This window comes from Rhizobium mulingense (genome assembly GCF_029194105.1).
GTDB classification, from domain to species: Bacteria; Pseudomonadota; Alphaproteobacteria; order Rhizobiales; family Rhizobiaceae; genus Rhizobium; species Rhizobium mulingense.
The window spans coordinates 162,664-178,857 of record NZ_JARFVE010000004.1; the positions used below are offsets into that span (position 1 = coordinate 162,664).

The following is a 16,194-nucleotide window of genomic DNA, read 5'->3' on the forward strand; positions in this document are numbered from 1 at the left end:
AGCCGCTTCGGTAAGCCAGATCGCATCGACGTTGTGCGCGCGGAAATATTCAGCACTGCCGCTTCAGCCGATGTTGACATCGGCGCGCTTCACCTCTTTGGATGCCCAATCAAAAAAGCGGCTGAGGAGAAAATAAGACCATGCGTCTCAACCTTGTCACGGCAACGAGCTTGCTGGCACTTTGCCTTGTCACGACGGCTCAGGGCGTCGAGATCAACCGGGCCGGCGCCGATGCGCTCAAGGGCACCCTGACGAAGCTGCTTCCGGAGGATCTGGCAAAGAATGGCCTGATCACCGTCAATCCGGCGGGTACGCGCTACGAGATCATCTACGATCTGGCAAAGCTGCTGACCAAGGTCGATCCTGCGACCTTCACGATCAGTGGCCTGACGCCCTGGTCGATGTTCGCCACTCCCACCGACAGCGGGTTCTGGAATATCGAAGGCGACAATAAGCTCAACGTCTCCGGCCACTTCAAGGACAAGGACCAGAAGCGGACGGATTTCACTTATTCCATCGCTTCGCTCGCTTATAACGGGGTCTTCGATCCTGCCATCACCTATCTGCGCGCGAGTGACGCGACGGCCAAGGACATCAAGCTCACGAGCAAGACGGATACCGAGGAAGTCAACGTCAGCTTCGGCGGCATGAAACATACGCTGAATTCCACGGACAGCGCCGGCGGCAACGGGCGCATCGATTTCGTCATCGGCGGCTCGATGTCGACTTTCCTGGAGCAGGTTTCCGCCCAGCAGATGCCGCCCGTCGAAGTCCGGGCCGATGCGATCAATTTCGAGGGTAAGGTGAACGGCCTGCCGGCCAAACAGATCCGCGATACGATCTTCTTCGTTCTCGACCACATCCACGAGGATAAATTGAGCCCCGAAAACAGCGATAAGCTCAAGGGGATACTGAAGGAGGCCTTCCCGCTTCTTACCTCGTTCAACGAGACGATCGGGGTCAATAACCTGACCGTCAGCACCGAAATGGGTAAGGGCGGCGCCAAAGCATTCGGTTACAACCTGGCCATGGACGGGCCAAGCAATGCAATGCGCTTCGGCTTCGGCATGAACGCGCAGGAGATCAGCCTTGACACACCGTTAATGCCGGCAAACTACGCGACATTCATGCCGACCAATTTCGATTTTCAGCTCGCCGTTCCGAACCTGGATTTCGCAAGCTTCGGCAACGACCTGATGGCGGTGGATTTCAATGATAAGGCACCCGAGAAGACCGGCGAGGAGATGGCGAAGAAGCTCTTCCGCGACGGCCTGCTTAGGGTGGAGTTCCCGAAGGTCAGTGCCAAGTCGGCTGTTTACGACGTCGACATGACGGGCAAGATCGAAGGCCGGGTCGACACCGAAAAAGACTATTCTATGGAGGCGACGATCCTGGCGCGCGATCTCGACAAGACGATCGCAGCAGTTCAGGAACTTGCCAAGACGGATCCAGATCTCAACCAGGTCTCCTTCGGTATCATGATGGTGAAGGGCTTTGCCAAGACCGATCCCGACGGTCGTTCGCGCTGGGACATTGGCATCAGCCGCGACGGCGCCTTCACGGTCAACGGCCAGATGGTCAAGGGGCCGGACGCTCCGGATCAAGATCAGGGGCTGGAGCCAGACCAGGAGCAGGAGCAGGAACCGGATCAGGGCCAGAAGGCTGTACCTGAGCCGCCGCAGCAGCCTTGAGCGTCGTCGATCGGGATAAGAAAGAGGCCGGCCTTGCGCCGGCTTCAGCGTATTGACCAATTGCGTTCTTGACTCGGCGTTGAGCCACGGCTGTCCGGTTGGTCCGACGGCTGCCCCTTACCCTGGCCTTGCCGGGGTCGAGCTACGGATCTCGACCCGTCCTGCGGACCGTAAATAGGGCGAGGGGACGTGCCGAACGCAGCGTCGGGGTAAGGAAAGCCGGTGCGGCATAACCCTTCGCCCTGCCTGCGGGGCGGGCGGCGCTCGCGCAGGGCCACACTTTTCTACTGCTTTGTGAACGCCGGCTCTTTTTAATCGAACAGGCTGGAGACGGATTCTTCCTGGCTCGTACGGCTGATGGCTTCGCCGATCAGCGGAGCGGTCGTCACGACGCGGATATTATGGGCGGACTGCACGGCCGTCGTCGGCTGGATCGAGTCGGTGATGACAAGTTCGCGCAGCTTGGACGATGCGACGCGGGTGACGGCGCCGCCCGACAGCACGCCGTGGGTGATATAAGCGGTGACGCTGGAAGCGCCCTTGGCGAGCAGCGCATCGGCTGCATTGCAGAGCGTGCCGCCGGAATCGACGATATCGTCGATCAGCAAGCAGTCCTTGCCGGTAACGTCGCCGATGATGTTCATGACTTCGGATTCACCCGGCCGGTCGCGACGCTTGTCGACGATCGACAGAAGACAGTCCAGCCGCTTGGCGAGCGCACGGGCGCGAACGACGCCGCCGACGTCAGGCGAGACGACCATGACGTTGCTGAGGTCATAGTGGCTCTTGATGTCGCGCGTCAGGACCGGCAGCGCGTAAAGATTGTCTGTCGGAATATCGAAGAAGCCCTGGATCTGACCGGCGTGGAGATCGAGCGTCATGACGCGGTCGGCGCCGGCTTCAGTGATCAGGTTCGAGACGAGCTTGGCCGAAATCGGTGTGCGGCCGGAGGCGCGGCGGTCCTGGCGGGCATAGCCGAAATAGGGGAGGACGGCGGTGATGCGGCGGGCTGACGAACGACGCATAGCGTCGATCATGATTAGCAGTTCCATCAAATGGTCGTTGGCAGGATAGGACGTGGGCTGTACGAGGAAAACGTCCTCGCCGCGGACGTTTTCCTGGATTTCCACGAAGATTTCCTGATCGGCAAACCTTCGGACACTGGCTTTCCCCAAGGGAACGTTGAGATAGTTGCAGATCGCTTCGGCGAGTTGCCGGTTCGAATTGCCTGCGAAAACCTTCATGTTGGTCCGCCTGTTATGCGCTGATAGCCGCGCTTTTTAGTCAGCTTCCCTGTGAATGCAAGGGCAAAGGCGCCACAGGCTTCCATATTTGCAAAAAGTTTGTGACTAACCACCCTGTGCCTGCCGCCAAGTGGTGAATTCCGCGATGGTTTTCGAGGCGATCTGCTGCATCACCGAAGCCGGGACGCCTGCCCAGGGGTCGGCCGCGGCCGTCGGTACGCTTTCCTGCCCCTGAATGCGGTGCAGGCGGGCGCCGCCACTGTCGAGAATGTCCCAGACATAGACCACGGTGACTTTGCCGTCGTCGCTGAAGGCGGAGAGATAGCCTTTGAGGATGTAGTCGCTGCTCGTATCGTTCGAGCTCTTGATGGAAAGGCCGTGCGCCCGCGCCTCGGCGCCAAGCTGGCGCGAGAGGGGCGTGACGGCTTGCACCGGCGCGCCGATGATCGGCAGGAAGCGCACGGTATTGCCGCGGGCGGAAGAGGCGCCCGGCGTGAGGGCGGCGGTCTGCTGCGGCTGCGCGTCGAGCGCCTGACTGGTCTGCGCCTGAAACCCGGGACCGGTGGCCGCCGGCGGCAGCGTCTGTCCCTCGATCGGGGCGGAGGCAGCGGGCGAGGTGCTGTTCCTCGACAGGGCGTCGGCCTGTTCTTGCATCGTTGTCGGTGGGGCGCCGCTGCCGGGCCGATAGGCTCCGGGCGATTGATTATAGGCCGGATGATAGCCATTCGGCTGCGAGCCTGCGGCGAAAACCGGTTGACGCGTGCCCGCCAAACTTTCGGCCTCACGCTGGGTCACCGGGCTTGACGGCGCGCCTCCGGAGGAATCGCCGATGCCGACCTGCGGCGTCAGCGCGTCGGTGGTATTGCAGGCGGTAAGCAGGGCCATGACGAACAGGAGCGTGGGCGCAGTCGCAGCTCGCGTCATCCCGTAATCCGTCCTTCCCACAATCGCATCAGCCCGCCCGAATTTATGCGGGCGGGGATGGTCGTCTGTCAATTCCGGATTCTCATCCGTCAATGCCGAGCTTCAACGGCCGATAAAATCGAGCGGATGACGAGACAATGCGCGCGGCGCATCCGCCGTCGTCAGATAGGTCTGTCCGAGCGTCATCGCGGTTCCCGTATCGGAATCGGCAATGATCATGTGCACGAAGAGCGACATGTTCGGCTCGATCGGCTGCGGATTGCCGACATGGAACATCTGATGCTCCATCCAGGAGGGCGAGAAGCGGGCGCCGAGCGAATAACCACAGGCATTCAGCCGGTGGCGGGCGAGGCCGCGGTCGTCGATGATCCTGGCATGCATATCGAAGACGTCGCCGAAGGTGTGGCCGGGCTTCAGCACGGTCTCGATCGCTTCGATGGTTTCGCGGCAGGCATTGTAGAGCTCGCGATGGCGTTGCAGCGGCTCGCCGATGACGATCGTGCGCATCATGGCGGCATGATAATGCGCGTAGGTGCCGGCCCATTCGAGTGTCAGCTGGTCATTGGCGTCGAGCTTGCGGCGGCCGGCCTTGTAGCGGCAGAGCAGCGCGTCGGCTGCGGAGCCGATGATGAACTCGTTAGCGGGATAGTCGCCGCCGCCGGAAAAAATCGCTCCCTGCATGGCGGCGAGGATGTCGGCCTCGTCAGCGCCCGGTTTCGTCAGCCGGATCGCGGCGTCGAGCGCGTCGTCGGCGAGCTCTGCAGCCCGTTCGACATAGGCGACCTCGGTCGGGCTCTTGATCAGACGAAGACGACTGACGAGATAGGAGGCGTCGACGATCTGGCCGAAAGTGGTCAGCTGCGCGTCGAGCAGGCGGGCGACGCGGCCGGTCATGCCGTGCGTATCATATTCGACGCCGATGCGGGCGCCGAGCAGATCCATCTCGACCAGCAGGTTCTTCAGGTCGAGGGTCGGATCGGCATTGACCCTGTCGACCCAGATATGAATATCCTCAAGGATCGATGTGTGCTTGGCTTGGCGAAGATCGGCCGAGCGGGTGATCAGCGCCATGCTGCCGTCGCTCTTGACGATGAGCGTCTGGAAGAAGCAGTAGCCGAAGGTGTCGTAGCCGGTCAGCCAGTACATGCTTTCCTGGGCGAAGAGCAGCAGGGCGTCGAGCTTTTCTTCCTTCATCTTCTCGGTGAGGCGCGCCAGTCGGCTTGCGAACTCGGCCTTTTCGAAGTGCAGTGCCATTCTGATCAAGTCTCCCTGATTGATATCGCTGAAATCTGGCGGCCGTAGTCCGGCTCCTTGCGATGCGTCGTCCGGCGATAGGAAAAGAAGCGCTCGCTGTCCGGATAGGTGCAGAGGCCGAGGCTTTCGGCCCGAACGCCGGCCCGGGTCAGCCTGTCGATGGTCAGTGCCGGCAGATCGAACATGGCGTGGCCCGGCGTTGCCGACGGCATGAAGAACCGCTCGTAATCGGGATTTTCGGCGATGAAGCGATCGACGAATTCCGGTCCGACTTCGTAACTCTCCTGGCTGATCGAGGGGCCGAGGCAGGCCAGTATGCTGCCGCGGTCGGAACCCAGGGCTTCCATGGCTGCGACGGTGTTTTCGAGCACGCCGGTCAGTGCACCCTTCCAGCCGGCATGGGCGGCGCCGATGACGCGATTTTCGGGATCGACAAAGAGGATTGGGCCGCAATCGGCGGCCAGCACGCCAAGCACAATGCCGGGGACTGCCGTCACCATTGCATCGGCATCGGGGCGAGCGCCGTCATAGTCGGCGCCGATCGTCACGACATCGGGAGAATGCACCTGATGAACGGTTGCCAACCGCTCGATCGGCAGATCGAACCAGGCGGCGACGCGGCGGCGGTTTTCCATCACCTTGCCCCGCTCGTCGCTGGAGCCGAGGCCGACATTGAGACCGCGATAGATCCCTTCGGAAACGCCGCCAGCGCGGGTGAAATAACCGTGGCGGATGGCGGCGCCAGCCGCTTCGTTCAGCAGCACGCTTTCGATCGGTGCGGGAGAGGCCGCGTCCTGCATCTGTGATTCCGGGCTTTTCGAGAGGTTTGTTATTGTCCCGAGCGCATCGCATCGGCGGCGCGCTTCAAGTTGCTGTTCGCGGGGATGTTGGCTCAGCCGCGTGCGCCCTGTCAATCCACCGGACGAAAGGGCATGAGATCGACGGCCGGGTGCGAGACGGCCATGACCTTGAAGAGTTCGCCCATCCGGCCCTCACCGGCGCCGGCAAGTCTATCAACTGCCGTCTGGATGACCTGCTGGGTCTGCGGCTCGCGGTCGCGCCCGAGAGCGGCGGCGCGCTCGAGAATGCCGAGGCCGGTCAGAAAGTCGCCCTGGTGCACGGCGCCGTTCAGATGCAGGCCTGATGTCAGCGCCGTTTCGGCGAGCTGCTGGAAATCGACATGGCTCGTCAGATCGGCTTCGCCGGGATGGGCAAGCGGCGGGTCGAATTCATGCATGCGCACCGCCTGCAGCGTATCGCCGAAGCCGGTGACGAGATGGCCGTAGTCGATGACAAGCGCCGTGCCGCTGAAGGCGCGCAGCCGCTCGCAGATCGCCATCATCACCGCCTGGCGGGCAGGGGAAATCTCGAAGAGCGTGCCGAGCGGCAGGTTCTGCGCCGGTTCGGGAAGCAGCGCGGGATCGAGGCCGGCGACACCGGCTGCGAAGGTCAGCTCGCCGTCTGCGTCGAGCCCGACCATGCGCTCGCGGAAACCTGTCTGCGTGCGGACAAACTGGCGGATCGGGATCGCGTCGAACAATTCATTGGCGGCGAACAGGGTGAAGCCGGGCGGGACTTCATCGAAGCCGTCGTGCCAGGCGATTCTCTCGCCATAGGCTTCGAGCGTCTGGCTCTGGACGTCGCGCAGACGCTCGCTGGTTTCGACAAGATGCACGCTCATGGTGTCGAAAAGCGGTGGGGCGATGCGAGCGATGACGCGCAGCATGTCGGCCATCATCGTACCGCGGCCGGGCCCGATCTCGACGAGGCGCACATCCGCCGGCGTGCCATGACGCTGCCAGGCATGGACGATGAAGACGCCGATCATTTCGCCGAAGATCTGGCTAACTTCCGGCGCGGTGACGAAGTCGCCGGAGCGGCCGAAGGGCTCACGGGTGCGGTAATAGCCATGTTCGGGATCGGCCAGGCAGAGCGAGAAATAATCGGTGACGCTGATCGGGCCGTTGGCCTGGATGATCGCCTTGATCTTTTCGCCGAGAGCGGTGTTCATGTCGTTTATCCGCCGTGTCAGAGCTGCAACGCAGCCTGGCGACGGGCGCGCAGCATCGCCCAGAGGCCGAGCAGGATCATCGGCGAGGAGAGAACCATGCCCATGGTCATCCAGGTGGTGCCGAGGAGGTAGCCGAGCTGGGCGTCGGGCTCGCGGAAGAATTCCACGAAGATGCGCGACAGCGCATAGCCGCAGACGAAGACGCCGGTGACGAAGCCCGGGGTTTTCAGCGCCCGCATGCCGTAGACGAGGGCGGCCAGAACCAGAAGCAGAACGATGCCTTCGAGGCCGGCCTCGTAGAGCTGGCTCGGGTGGCGGGCGAACGGACCGCCGGTCGGGAAGACCACGGCCCAGGGCACGTCGGTCAAGCGGCCCCAGAGCTCGCCATTGATGAAATTGGCGATGCGGCCAAAGAACAGGCCGAAGGGAACGACCGTGGCGACGATGTCGAACAGGCTCCAGATCGGAATGGCGTGGCGGCGGGCAAAGAGGATCATGGCGATCGTCGTACCGGCCAGGCCGCCGTGGAACGACATGCCGCCGTTCCAGATCTGAACCGCACGCACGGGATCATGCAGGACGGCTGTAAGATCGTAGAAGAAAATATAGCCGAGGCGACCGCCGAGGACGACGCCGAGAGCTGCCCAGACGATGAAATCGTCGAGCTGCACCCTTGATATCGGCGACGCGTTGCCAGGCCAAAGACTGTCATTGGCGGCGATGCGGCGGGCATAGGCCCAGCCGAGCAGAATGCCGGCGACATAGGCGAGACCGTACCAGTGAATCGCCAGCGGACCGATCGAAAAGGCGATCGGATCGATGTCCGGGAAAGGCATGATGGCAAGGAGATCGGCGGCTATCGGCAAGGTTTTCCCATCCGTTGAAGTCGGCGGAACATGCCGCTGCGATCCCGGACGGTCAAGTCCATTGTTCGTGATCTCGCTTTCACAGCCCGGCCCGGCGAGGACTATCCCGTGCAAAGCGCTTGCATCGCCGATGGCGAAGCCCTACCTCAGTCTTCGAGGCCCTGAAGGGCCGGATTCACCGCATGCGAAGGGAGAAAAACGCCATGACGAACGGAACGAACCGCATCATGGATGAGTTCGCCAAGCTGATGACCGACGCGGCAGGTGCTGCCCAGGGAGTCCGCAAGGAGATCGAGACGGCTTTCAACGCCCAGGCCGAGCGTTGGCTGAACAGCATGGACGTCGTCAAGCGCGAGGAATTCGAGGCCGTGCGCGAGATGGCGATCAAGGCACGCGACGAAAACGAGGCGCTTGCCGCCCGCATCACGGCTTTGGAAGCGAAGCTTGCCGGCGAGGGTCACTGATATCCCGGTATGGTGCAGACGCGGCGTTGCCTTCATGTCACACGTCGCGTCTGTCACAAAAAATTCCAGGTGAGTTTTCCACCTGTGGACACTGCCAAAAAAGCCAATTCGCAGAGTCGCTTATTCTCCCTTCTCAATTGAGTTTCGAAGAGCTTTCCACAACGGCCCGTCCGTATTTTCCTCTCAGGGGGCTGGCAGGTGGCAAGGGTCATTATACACTGATTTTAAATGATGATTCGAAGCGACTTGGTAAGCTCCGGGCAGGTTATCTGCGTTAAGTCTGGCAGCGGTTCAACGATCATCCGGTGGTAGTTTCCGGTATTTGCGTGTGTCTTTCTTGTGTTCGTACACGAAGTTAAGTCGCATTCATTCCGGTCAAGAAGGTGCTGCATGAACCTGATGGAATTGGAAGTCGAGCGTCAGTCGAACCCGGTCGATATGATCGAGTACGTGGCCTCCAACAATGACTGGTCGTTCGAACGGTCCGGCGAGGACGAGATCGCGATGACGGTCGAGGGGCGCTGGACGGACTATCATGTCTCCTTCTCCTGGATGGAGGAATTCGAGGCGCTGCATCTTGGCTGCGCATTCGATATCAAAGTCCCCGACATCAGGGTCAACGAGGTGGTCAAGCTGCTCTCGGCGATCAACGGTCAGGTGCTGATGGGGCATTTCGACCTCTGGCGCCAGGAAGACGTCGTCATCTTCAGGCAGTCGCTGCTGCTTGCCGGCGGCGCCGAGCCGACCAACCGCCAGGTGGAGGTGCTGCTTTCCAGCGCGCTCGACACCTGCGAGGCCTATTTCCAGGCTTTCCAGTTCGTCGTGTGGTCCGGCATGGATGCGTCCAAGGCAATGGAAGCCGTGCTGTTCGAAACGGTCGGCGAGGCATAAGATGCCAGCCAAGGCTTTCTCCTCGAAGCATCCCGTCGTTCTGATCGGCGCCGGCAATATGGGTGGCGCGATGCTCTCCGGCTGGCTGAAGAGCGGCGTTCCGGGCTCGGCCGTCATCGTCGTAGATCCCCGCCCGTCGCCGGCGATGCTGGCGACGATCGGTGAGGCGGGAGCGACCCATCTTGCAGCGCTTCCGGCAGGGTTGAAGGCAGGCGTCTTGTTCCTTGCGGTGAAGCCGCAGGTGATGGAGGCGGTGTTGCCGGCGGTGAAAAGCGCTGTCGGGCCGGAGACGGTCGTCGTCTCGGTCGCTGCCGGCAAGACGCTCGGTTTTCTCGAAAAGCATCTCGGGAAAGCCGCCATGGTACGGGCCATGCCGAACACGCCTGCCATGGTCGGTCGTGGGGTCACCGGGGCCTATGCCAATTCAGCGGTCAGCGATCAGCAGCGCGAGCGCGTCCATTCGCTTCTGCGCGTTTCCGGCCCGGTCGAATGGGTGCCCGCGGAAGCCGATATCGATGCCGTGACGGCGCTTTCCGGCAGTGGCCCGGCCTATGTCTTCTATCTCGTCGAATGTATGGCGGAGGCGGGCCGTAAGCTCGGCCTGCAGGCGGACCTCGCCATGCGTCTTGCGCGGGAAACTGTCGCGGGGGCTGGTGAACTCTTGCACCAGTCCCCCGACGATGCTTCGCGGCTGCGGCAGAACGTGACTTCTCCGGGCGGCACGACGGCGGCGGCGTTGGCGGTGCTGATGGCCGAAAACGGCATGCAGCCCTTGTTCGACTCGGCACTCGCGGCAGCGCGCAAGCGGGCCGAAGAACTGGCCGGCTGACGGAGCCACTTATGGCCGAAGAGATCACCTACGCCGATTTCGATCGTGTCGACATACGTGTCGGCACCATCGTTGAGGCCAGTCCCTTTCCGGAAGCGCGCAAACCGGCGTTCAAGCTGGTGATCGATTTCGGTCCCGAGATCGGCACGAGGAAATCCTCGGCGCAGATCACCGTGCATTATACGCCGGAAAGCCTGGTCGGCCGGCAGGTGCTCGGCGTCGTCAACTTCCCGCCGCGCCAGATCGGTCCGTTTCGCTCGGAAGTGCTGACGCTGGGCTTCGAGGACGAGAACGGCGCGATCGTGCTTGCGGCTGTCGAACAAGGCGTACCGAACGGTCGGAAAATGATGTGAGTGTCAGCTCACACCGTTTTATCGGGTGGTTTCGCCTGACGAACCCGCGCCAGCTAGCCCATCGGCTCGGATTTCTTGCAAGAACGGATTGCTGCGGCGTTCATCGCCGATGCGGCTGCCCGGACCGTGGCCGCAGATGAAGCCGACATCGTTGCCGAGCGGCAGCACCTTATCGCGGATCGAATCCAGAAGCTGCTGATGATTGCCGCCGGGCAGGTCGGTGCGGCCGATTGAGCCGTTGAACAACACGTCGCCGAGATGGGCGAAGTTCTGTGTGCGATTAAAATAGATGACATGGCCGGGGGCATGGCCGGGCGCGTGATAGACCTCAAACTCGTGGACGCCGAAGGAAACTTTGTCGCCATCCTTGAGCCAGCGGTCGGGCAGGACGTTGCGCAGTCCTGATATGCCGTAGTTCGCCGCCTGGGTCTCGATGCGCTGCAACAGCGGCAGGTCGTCTTGGTGCGGGCCGACGATGTCGACGCCGAGGGCTTCCTTCAACTCTTTGGCGCCGCCAGCATGGTCGAGGTGGCCGTGCGTCAGCCAGATTTCCTTGATGGTCAGGCCGCTCTTCTCGATCGCCTGGAGAATGAGCGGCACGTCGCCACCCGGATCGACGACGACGCCTTCCAGGGTATCTGGATCGAAGAAGACCGTGCAGTTCTGCTGAAAAGGTGTCACCGGAATGATGCCGGCCTGGAGCATGCCCATAAGCGCCTCGCTTGGTGTCTCGGGTGCTCAGGTATAGTTCGAAACGACGGCAAGGACAGCCTGAATCTGCTGGTGCGCGAGCTGTTTCACGGCAAAAAAACAAGCTGCAACACAAATTTATAGGGTTCGCCGCTTCTCCCATGCAGCGGTAGAATTAGGCTTTTTCTGTATTTTTCAAATGCTTGTCCGTGGTTCTCTGATGTCGCCCATTTGTCGGGCGGCGGCCAGGGGAACATCGTGGAACGCCGCGCGTTGTCCGGCCATCGAAACCAAGGAGACGCTCACATGACCTTGAAGAGAAACATCCTACTGGCTGGAGCCGTGCTCCTGGCGACCGGCGGTCTGGCGCAGGCGGAGATGGTCGCGACCACGGTCAACGACCTCAACGTCCGCGCAGGTCCGGGTCCGCAATATCCTACAGTCGGCCTTGCTACCCGCGGCTCGACCGCAGTGCTCGATGGCTGCATCGAAGGCAGCCGCTGGTGCCGCGTCGACGTCAACGGCATGCGCGGCTGGGTCTATGCCGATTATCTGCAGATGGATTATGGCGGCAACCAGGTGATCGTCGAGCAGCACCGCGCCGAAATCGGCGTTCCCGTCGTCACTTACGAGTCGACCGCCAGCGTCGTCCCGGCTGACCCGCAGCCGGCGCCAGGCGACGAACTGATCGGCCCGGTCGGGGCTGTCGAGACCATCACTCCGCCGGAGACTGTGCGCACCTATATCGAAACCAATCCAATTGATACGGTGCGGCTCGGCGGCGATGTCGTCGTCGGTGCCGAAGTGCCGGATGATGTCACATTCCAGACCATCCCCGATTATGAATACCGCTATACCAGGATCAACGACCGTCCCGTGCTGGTCGATCCCGGCACGCGCCGGATCGTCTATGTCTATCAATAAAATGGTCGATCAAGCTGAATCGAGGCGGCCACCGGGCCGCCTTTCGTTTGAGAAGACTTCGCGACCCCGGCGGTCGCTGGCTCTTCGCCTTAATCCCGCATCGGTTGATTTTTCTTCACGCTTTTTTTCTCGAATATGACAAAATGCTGATATGCCGAAGGTTCGGCATATTGGCGGCGATCGGGGAGATCGCCAGAGGAGGAAATCATGGAAGCCCTACTTCCGTTCATCGTCCAATTGATTGCCGGTGCCATCGGCGGCAATGCTGCGAGCGCCGCCTTGAAGCAGCATGCGATCAATGTCGTCGCCCGTACGATTGCCGGCGCGATCGGCGGTGTCGGCGGCGGCATGCTGCTCGGCATGGTCGGCGGGGACGTTGCAGCGACCGGGCTGATTGCCGAGGGTATCGGCGGCCTGATCGGCGGCGGCATTCTCTCGACGCTCGCCGGACTGGTGATGGCGCGGGCGGGCGCATAGGTAGCCCGACCGCACCGATCATGTGAAGGGCTTATCCGGCGGCGATCGCCGCCGGATAGAATGCAGTCGGCCTGCGCCGAAACGCCCATCATCCCGCTGCCGCGCCAGGCGATCGGCCTGACACCTCCGGCGCTCCACGCGCCATGCCTGTTGATTGTTGTCCCCATTACGTTTTATCCACAGATGCAGGGGGAAATTGCGCGGTGCGCCGGATGGGCCTTGGTTCCAAGAAATGCCAAGCAGATAAAGGTCCCTGCGGGGCTGCCGCAGGGTTCGGAAAGCCGGCAGTGACGCAAATTTAAGTCAATAAAACTGACCTATCCCCGCGAAACGTCCCGCAGTGCGGAGAAGAGAAAGGAAAGCCGAGTGTCACGACAGACCGGTCCGAAAACGGGCAAGCCGGAGCCGTTGGCCACGCCGATGGAAGATACCGAGACGATCGATTTCGAGATCATCGAGCTGTTCTTCTTTGCTTATCGCGACTTCGTTTCCGATCCCGACGCCATCCTCGAAAAGAGCGGTTTCGGCCGGGCGCATCATCGTGTCGTGCATTTCGTCAACCGCAATCCCGGCATGACGGTGGCCGATCTTCTCGACACGCTGAAGATCACCAAGCAGAGTCTTGCAAGGGTGCTGAAACAGCTGATCGATTCAGGCTATATTCGCCAGGTGGCGGGGCCTGAGGACCGGCGGCAGCGCAAGCTTTATCCGACGAAATCGGGGCGCGAGCTGGCGCTTGCGCTCGCAGAGCCGCAATCGCGCCGCATTGAGCGGGCATTCGAAGGAGCCTCCGCGCAGGTGCGGGAGGGGGTGAAGGCCTTCCTCGGGGGCATGCGGGATAGAAAGAAGGCGGACTGAATGGCGGTCAAGACAGGTATTTCCGATGATGCGGCGCATCTGCTGGTGGTTGACGACGACTCCCGCATCCGCGCGCTGCTCAATCGTTATCTTGCGGAGAACGGTTTTCGCGTCACCGTCGCGGCCGACGGCGCCGAGGCGCAGCGTAAGCTTGCGGGTCTCGATTTCGATCTCATCATCATGGATGTGATGATGCCTGGTGAATCTGGCATCGACGTCACCCGCGGGCTTCGCGCCATCAAGAACGTGCCGATCATCATGCTGACGGCGCTGGCGGAATCGGGCAACCGCATCGAAGGCCTCGAGGCCGGCGCCGACGACTATCTCTCCAAGCCCTTCGATCCGCGCGAGCTGGTGCTGCGCATCAACAACATCCTGCGTCGTAACGCCGGCGGAGAGGGGCTGAAGATCGAACAGGTGATGTTCGGGCCCTATACTTTCTCCTTGACCCGCAAGGAGTTGAAGAAGGCCAGCGAGGTGATCCGACTCACCGACCGCGAGCAGGAAATCATGCTGCTCTTTGCGCGGCGCGCCGGTGACACGATCCCCCGGCACGAGCTGATCGGCAACGACACCGAGGTCGGCGAGCGCACGATCGACGTGCAGATCAACCGGCTCAGGCGCAAGATCGAGGAGGATCCGGCCAACCCCGTCTGGCTGCAGACAGTGCGCGGGATCGGATACAGGCTGAGCATCGACTAAAGCGCGGCGCGATCTTTCAGATTCGCTTGTCGCGCTTTAGATCTTTGTTTTTGCGCATGTCGCATCTCAAAACCGCTGCACACTTTTGCGCGACATGCTTTAGATTTGAGGAAACGGGCATGATGCCGATAAAGGTTCACACTTTCCGGCACAATGCTCTGAAAGGCCAGGGCCGACCTTGATGGCGACAATCGACAGCTTGCGGCGGGAAGACCGCGCTCCTGCTGCGGGCTGGCGCTGGATCGTCCGCTGGCTGCGGCGCCGATTGCCCACCGGGCTTTACGCACGCTCGCTGCTGATCATCATCATTCCGATGGTGCTCTTGCAATCCGTCGTCGCCGCCGTCTTCATGGAGCGCCACTGGCAGATGGTGACGGAGCGGCTGTCGCTCGCCGTCACCCGCGACATCGCCGCGATCATCGAGATCGTTGAGACCTATCCGCAGAATTCGGACTATGGCGAGATTATCCGCATCGCGCGTGATCAGCTCAACCTGCAGATCTCGATCGAGCCCGACGGCGACCTGCCGCCGCCGCGGGTCAAGCCGTTCTTCTCGATCCTTGACGGCATCCTCAGCGACGAGATCACCGACGAGATCCACCGGCCCTTCTGGATCGACACGGTCGGCAACTCGAATCTGGTCGAGATCCGCATCAAGCTGGAAAACAAGATCCTCAGGGTACTGGCCAAACGCAGTCAGACCTATGCCTCGAATACCCATATCTTCATCGTCTGGATGGTCGGCACCTCGCTGGTGCTAATCGGTATCTCGATCCTCTTCCTGCGGGGACAGATACGCCCGATCCTAATGCTGGCGCGGGCGGCCGAAAGCTTCGGTAAGGGGCAGAAGCCCGACAATTTCTATCCGCGCGGCGCCGACGAGGTCCGGCGCGCCGGCCTTGCCTTCATTCTGATGCGCGAGCGCATCGAGCGGCAGATCGAGCAGCGTACGGCGATGCTCTCCGGCGTCAGCCACGATCTGCGCACCATCCTCACTCGCTTCAAACTGCAACTGGCGCTCGCCGGCGACAATCCCGACCTGCATGGTCTGAACGATGACGTCAATGATATGCAGACGATGCTGGAGGCTTACATGGCTTTCGCGCGCGGCGAGGTCGAAGAGGATGTCGGCGAACTGAAGCTCAGCGAGATCTTCGCCAAACTGGAAGCCGATTTCGCCCTGCACGGCAAGACATTCGCCTATTCGATTGAAGGCGACGACGAGATATCGGTCAGGCCGAACGCCTTTATGCGTCTCGTCACCAACCTGGCCTCGAACGCGCGCCGCTATGCCAACAGGCTCGACATCGAAGCCAAACACAACGCCAAATGGCTGACCGTTATCTTTGACGATGACGGGCCGGGCATTCCGGAGAAGAATCGCGAGGACGTGTTCAAACCGTTCTTCCGGCTGGACGCGGCGCGCAACCTCGATGCGTCGGGCACCGGGCTCGGTCTTGCGATCGCCCGTGACATTGCCCGCAGCCATGGCGGCAACGTCACGCTCGGCGACAGCCCGCTTGGAGGCTTGAGGGCGACGATCCGCATTCCGGCTTAAACACTCGTTGCCGTGAGCTTTACGGCATTGCGTGCATCGAAATCGCCGAGGCGCTCGACGATCCATCGCCAAAGCGTTGCGACCTGCATGAGAAGGTCGAATCCGAGCGGCGTCAATTCATATTCGACGCGCGGCGGCACCTCGGGATAGAGTGTGCGGATGATGAGGCCGTCGCTTTCGAGGGTACGCAGCGTCTGCGTCAGAACTTTCTGACTGATGCCCTCGACCCGCTCCATCAGACGCGAGAAACGTAAAGGCGCGCCGGCATCGGAGAGCACGTGCAGGATGCGCAGCGGCCATTTTGCCGCCGCCCGCTCGATCAAGGCGCGCGCTCGCGCATCCTGTTCATCCGTCATGTTGCTGCAGAAATCGAATATGTCGCCGGTCACCTTTGTTACCTCGGGGTGCGTATGGATCGTGTTGGTGCCTTCTTTCGATTGGAAACGATAGATCATACA

18 protein-coding genes are annotated in these 16,194 nt (G+C 61.6%); 10 read left to right on the forward strand and 8 right to left on the reverse strand.

What is annotated here, in order from left to right; all coding sequences use genetic code 11:
* Positions 1-140 precede the first annotated feature (140 nt).
* On the forward strand, positions 141-1,691 hold the full coding sequence (locus PYR71_RS09700; RefSeq protein WP_275619177.1) for a hypothetical protein: 1,551 nt from the start codon (positions 141-143) through the stop codon (positions 1,689-1,691).
* Between the two features lie 311 nt (positions 1,692-2,002).
* On the opposite strand, the gene PYR71_RS09705 is transcribed toward PYR71_RS09700, so the two are convergent.
* From PYR71_RS09705 to lgt, 6 genes are all read right to left on the reverse strand, one after another.
* Entirely contained in the window at positions 2,003-2,935 is a 933-nt protein-coding gene (locus PYR71_RS09705; RefSeq protein ID WP_183912451.1) for a ribose-phosphate pyrophosphokinase, read from the reverse strand.
* 105 nt (positions 2,936-3,040) lie between these two features.
* Entirely contained in the window at positions 3,041-3,859 is an 819-nt protein-coding gene (locus PYR71_RS09710) for a hypothetical protein (RefSeq protein ID WP_275619178.1), read from the reverse strand.
* Between the two features lie 102 nt (positions 3,860-3,961).
* On the reverse strand, positions 3,962-5,113 hold the full coding sequence (locus tag PYR71_RS09715) for a M24 family metallopeptidase (RefSeq protein WP_183912455.1): 1,152 nt from the start codon (positions 5,111-5,113) through the stop codon (positions 3,962-3,964).
* Between the two features lie 5 nt (positions 5,114-5,118).
* Positions 5,119-5,913, reverse strand: coding sequence for a peptidoglycan editing factor PgeF (pgeF, locus tag PYR71_RS09720; protein ID WP_275619179.1), 795 nt, complete (start codon positions 5,911-5,913; stop codon positions 5,119-5,121).
* A 110-nt stretch (positions 5,914-6,023) separates the two neighbouring features.
* Positions 6,024-7,124 (reverse strand): class I SAM-dependent methyltransferase, encoded by a 1,101-nt coding sequence (locus tag PYR71_RS09725; RefSeq protein WP_275619180.1) that lies wholly within the window; start codon positions 7,122-7,124, stop codon positions 6,024-6,026.
* 17 nt (positions 7,125-7,141) lie between these two features.
* The gene (gene lgt, locus PYR71_RS09730; RefSeq protein WP_275619181.1) at positions 7,142-7,990 is read right to left on the reverse strand and encodes a prolipoprotein diacylglyceryl transferase; all 849 of its coding nucleotides are present in this window, start codon (positions 7,988-7,990) and stop codon (positions 7,142-7,144) included.
* Between the two features lie 203 nt (positions 7,991-8,193).
* Here lgt and PYR71_RS09735 point away from each other — a divergent pair, with 203 nt between their 5' ends.
* From PYR71_RS09735 to PYR71_RS09750, 4 genes are all read left to right on the forward strand, one after another.
* Positions 8,194-8,454, forward strand: coding sequence for an accessory factor UbiK family protein (locus PYR71_RS09735; RefSeq protein ID WP_275619182.1), 261 nt, complete (start codon positions 8,194-8,196; stop codon positions 8,452-8,454).
* 390 nt (positions 8,455-8,844) lie between these two features.
* A complete protein-coding gene (locus tag PYR71_RS09740) occupies positions 8,845-9,345 on the forward strand; it encodes a type III secretion system chaperone family protein (RefSeq protein WP_183912464.1) in 501 nt (166 codons plus the stop codon).
* Between the two features lies 1 nt (position 9,346).
* Positions 9,347-10,174 carry a pyrroline-5-carboxylate reductase gene (gene proC / locus PYR71_RS09745; RefSeq protein ID WP_275619183.1) on the forward strand — a complete coding sequence of 276 codons (828 nt, stop codon included), beginning with the start codon at positions 9,347-9,349 and terminating at the stop codon, positions 10,172-10,174.
* Positions 10,175-10,185: 11 nt separating this feature from the next.
* A complete protein-coding gene (locus tag PYR71_RS09750) occupies positions 10,186-10,527 on the forward strand; it encodes a tRNA-binding protein (protein ID WP_183912468.1) in 342 nt (113 codons plus the stop codon).
* An 18-nt stretch (positions 10,528-10,545) separates the two neighbouring features.
* On the opposite strand, the gene PYR71_RS09755 is transcribed toward PYR71_RS09750, so the two are convergent.
* The gene (locus PYR71_RS09755) at positions 10,546-11,238 is read right to left on the reverse strand and encodes an MBL fold metallo-hydrolase (protein WP_275619184.1); all 693 of its coding nucleotides are present in this window, start codon (positions 11,236-11,238) and stop codon (positions 10,546-10,548) included.
* Between the two features lie 285 nt (positions 11,239-11,523).
* Between PYR71_RS09755 and PYR71_RS09760 the strand changes: the two genes are divergently transcribed.
* From PYR71_RS09760 to PYR71_RS09780, 5 genes are all read left to right on the forward strand, one after another.
* Entirely contained in the window at positions 11,524-12,141 is a 618-nt protein-coding gene (locus tag PYR71_RS09760) for a DUF1236 domain-containing protein (RefSeq protein ID WP_183912472.1), read from the forward strand.
* A gap of 207 nt (positions 12,142-12,348) precedes the next feature.
* Entirely contained in the window at positions 12,349-12,618 is a 270-nt protein-coding gene (locus tag PYR71_RS09765) for a hypothetical protein (protein ID WP_275619185.1), read from the forward strand.
* Between the two features lie 366 nt (positions 12,619-12,984).
* Positions 12,985-13,476 (forward strand): MarR family winged helix-turn-helix transcriptional regulator, encoded by a 492-nt coding sequence (locus tag PYR71_RS09770; RefSeq protein WP_183912474.1) that lies wholly within the window; start codon positions 12,985-12,987, stop codon positions 13,474-13,476.
* On the forward strand, positions 13,477-14,178 hold the full coding sequence (locus PYR71_RS09775; RefSeq protein WP_004680166.1) for a response regulator: 702 nt from the start codon (positions 13,477-13,479) through the stop codon (positions 14,176-14,178).
* 181 nt (positions 14,179-14,359) lie between these two features.
* Positions 14,360-15,736: an ATP-binding protein gene (locus tag PYR71_RS09780; RefSeq protein WP_183912476.1), complete on the forward strand. Its 1,377-nt coding sequence runs from the start codon at positions 14,360-14,362 to the stop codon at positions 15,734-15,736.
* Here the strand turns inward: PYR71_RS09780 and PYR71_RS09785 are convergent.
* A complete protein-coding gene (locus PYR71_RS09785; RefSeq protein WP_275619186.1) occupies positions 15,733-16,191 on the reverse strand; it encodes a winged helix-turn-helix transcriptional regulator in 459 nt (152 codons plus the stop codon). The two genes, PYR71_RS09780 and PYR71_RS09785, sit on opposite strands and share 4 nt — an antisense overlap.
* Between the last annotated feature and the right edge of the window lie 3 nt (positions 16,192-16,194).